Annotated in this window: 1 protein-coding gene, 2 pseudogenes and 1 other annotated feature; all 3 genes and pseudogenes read right to left on the reverse strand. The window is 61.7% G+C overall.

Translation table 11 applies throughout. The annotated features are described in order from the left end of the window. Positions 1-39: 39 nt before the first annotated feature. Positions 40-348: pseudogene (locus M8744_RS17635) on the reverse strand (integrase core domain-containing protein); the annotation flags it as partial. A gap of 16 nt (positions 349-364) precedes the next feature. Continuing rightward, positions 365-1,441, reverse strand: coding sequence for an IS110 family RNA-guided transposase (locus tag M8744_RS17640; protein ID WP_251420051.1), 1,077 nt, complete (start codon positions 1,439-1,441; stop codon positions 365-367). A 286-nt stretch (positions 1,442-1,727) separates the two neighbouring features. After that, positions 1,728-2,647 (reverse strand): annotated as a pseudogene (locus tag M8744_RS17645) (IS3 family transposase); the annotation flags it as partial. Then, positions 2,244-2,360: a sequence feature (AL1L pseudoknot), on the reverse strand. Its footprint overlaps the pseudogene before it by 117 nt. Positions 2,648-2,698: the final 51 nt, after the last annotated feature.

Here is a 2,698-nt window from a genome sequence, read left to right on the forward strand (position 1 = left end):
TGAACCGCCCCGGTTTTGCCGGAGGCTGATTACTCCGTTTTACGCGACTTTATCGAACTCGTTGTACTGTTCATAGAACTTCTCCTCGGCCTCTGCTGGTGGGATGTTTCCGATGGGTTGCAGCAGGCGGCGATTGTTGAACCAGTCGACCCATTTCAGGGTTTCCCACTCGACCGCATCTGCGGTTTTCCACGGCCCCAAGCGGTGAATGACCTCTGCCTTGAACAGCCCAATGATCGTTTCCGCCAGCGCGTTGTCATAGCTGTCACCTACACTGCCCACCGAGGGTTCGATCCCGGCCTCGGCCAAGCGCTCGGTATAGCGGATCGACACATACTGGCTGCCCCGGACGCCCTTCTGTTTGTCAAGCGGCGATTTGGGCCTCGTTGATTTCCCGGTATCGGTTTCGGATCAGTGCGAAGACCTCGCGGGCGATGTAGCGTTTCACGCATCGGATTGCCTCAAGCTTGGACATGCCGTCTGCGACGCGTCGCGCCACGTAATGCTGCGTACGCGCGTCGCATCGCAGACGGCAGATGGCGATAATGTGCAGCGCGCTGTTGGCAGCCCTGTCGCCGCCTCGGTTGAGACGGTGCCGGTCCGTCTTGCCCGACGAGGCCGGAACTGGGCTGACCCCGCAAAGAGCAGCGAAACTCGCTTCGGATTTCAACCGGCCGGGATTATCGCCTGCGGTGATCAGTAGCTGGGCGGCCGAGCCATATCCAATGGAATTCTGTGCCACGAGATCTGGTGCGAGGTCGTCAACGATAGGTTTGATCATCGCGTCGAGATCGGCGATCTCGTCGTGCAACTCCAGATACCGTCGGGCCAGGGACTTCAGCGCAATGCGGTACGCCATCTCCATTTCGCGGTATCCGGTCATGTCCGGACGCCAGGCGGCCAGCGTCCGGATGAGTTTCATGCGGGTCATCTTTCGGAGGATGTCTCGCAGCGCGTCCGGTGCCGAGACGATCGTGTTGCCGATCATCTGCAATGCGATACGCCGGGCCTGCAGGGCCGTCTTCCGGCATGCTTTCAGCACGCGCAACGCCTCGATCATCCCATCGCGGGTCTTCGGCGTCACCGTGCGCTTTCCTGCAAAGGCCGCATGCGCCGCAGCCTCGGCATCGAAGTCGTCCGACTTGCCGCGCTTGCGCCGATCATGCCGGTCCGGACCGGTGACTTCGAGCACCTCGATGCCGGCCTGCTGCAGATGGCGCAGAAGGCCGGCACCGTAGGTTCCGGTCGCCTCCACGCCGACGCGCTGGAGAACTCCGAATGATCGCATCCACGAAAGCATCCGGCGGTATCCCTGTCGAGTCGTCGGAAAGCTCTCGCTTGCAAGAAAGCGGTCCTGACCGTCGACGATAGCGGCGACGTGGAGATCCTTGTGGGTGTCCACGCCGCCAACGACGAGGTCCGTGATGTGCTGGTCGTCCATATGCTGTTCCCTTCTGCCTGTTGTGGGGGTTTCACCACGACAGACGCGAGGACAAGACAGCAACGTGACAGATGTCAGGCCCTTCTCGGGTCACACGGCGCCAGCGAGGTGGAAACCTCGCCGCATGGCATCCCGGGCGGCCGACAGGTCCGAGGAAAGACACGGTCGGCGTCGATCGGAGTGTGGGTCAGGCCGCGACGGGACGCCATACGACACCGGCCACACTACACGGTCCATCGCTGTGAGGGTCAGACCGCCCGGGCACGCCGGCAATCACAGACTTGCTGTCGCTGTGATGGATCAGATCGCCGTCTGGACGCCGCTCGTAAAGCGCCTGCTCCAGGGCATCCAGCACGAACTGGGTCTGCGGCGAGCGTGACGCCCGCCAGCCAACGATCCGGTTGGCGAAGGTGTCGATCACGAAGGCCACATAAACGAAGCCCTGCCAGGTCGGCACGTAGGTGAAGTCGCTGACCCACAGTGTATTGGGCGCTGGCGCCCGGAACTGCCGATTCACCTTGTCCCTTGGGCATGGCAACGCCTTATCGGGCTTCGTCGTCTTCTGCGGCTTGCCACGAACGACGCCCTGTATACCCAGCTCCCGCATCAGCCGTTCCACGGTGCAGCGGGCCACATCGAAGCCCTCCCGCCGCATTTGGTGCCACACTTTGCGCACCCCGTAGACCTTGAAGTTCTGATCCCAAACACGCTGAACCTCGGATCGCAACTCATCATCTCGCTTGGCGCGATCCGATGCACGAACCGGATCACGCTCAATGGCTTTGTGCTCGTAGAAGGTCGAGGGGGCGATCGGCAGAACCCGGCAGATCGGCTCGACCCCATACTCGGCCCGATGATCGTCGATGAACCCGATCATCGTTTCAGTGGGCGGTCGAGCTCCGCCTGGGCAAAATACGCGCTGGCCTTCTTGAGGATCTCGTTTGCTTGCCGAAGCTCCCGGACCTCGCGTTCCAGGTCCTTGATCCGGGCCCGTTCCTCTGACGTCACGCCATCTCGGCAGCCTGTGTCGGTTTCCTCCTGCTGAACCCAACGCCGCAATGTGTCGCGGCCGCAGCCGATCTTCGGCGCAATCGCCTTGATCGCTGCTGACTGGCTCTCATAGTTGCCCTGATTGTCGAGCACCATCCGCACGGCTCTCGCGCGTGTCTCAGGTGAATAGCGGTTCGCTCTGTTGTCTTTTTCCATGGCTCCAATCCTTCCTCGATTTGGAGCCTCCGGAAAACCCGGAGCGGTTCA

Source organism: Lutimaribacter degradans (assembly GCF_023703375.1).
Classification (GTDB): domain Bacteria; phylum Pseudomonadota; class Alphaproteobacteria; order Rhodobacterales; family Rhodobacteraceae; genus Lutimaribacter; species Lutimaribacter degradans.

Bases quoted from the DNA above. Each gene is read 5' to 3' on its own strand.
- M8744_RS17640 (WP_251420051.1), bottom strand. From the start codon at position 1,441: ATGGACGACCAGCACATCACGGACCTCGTCGTTGGCGGCGTGGACACC.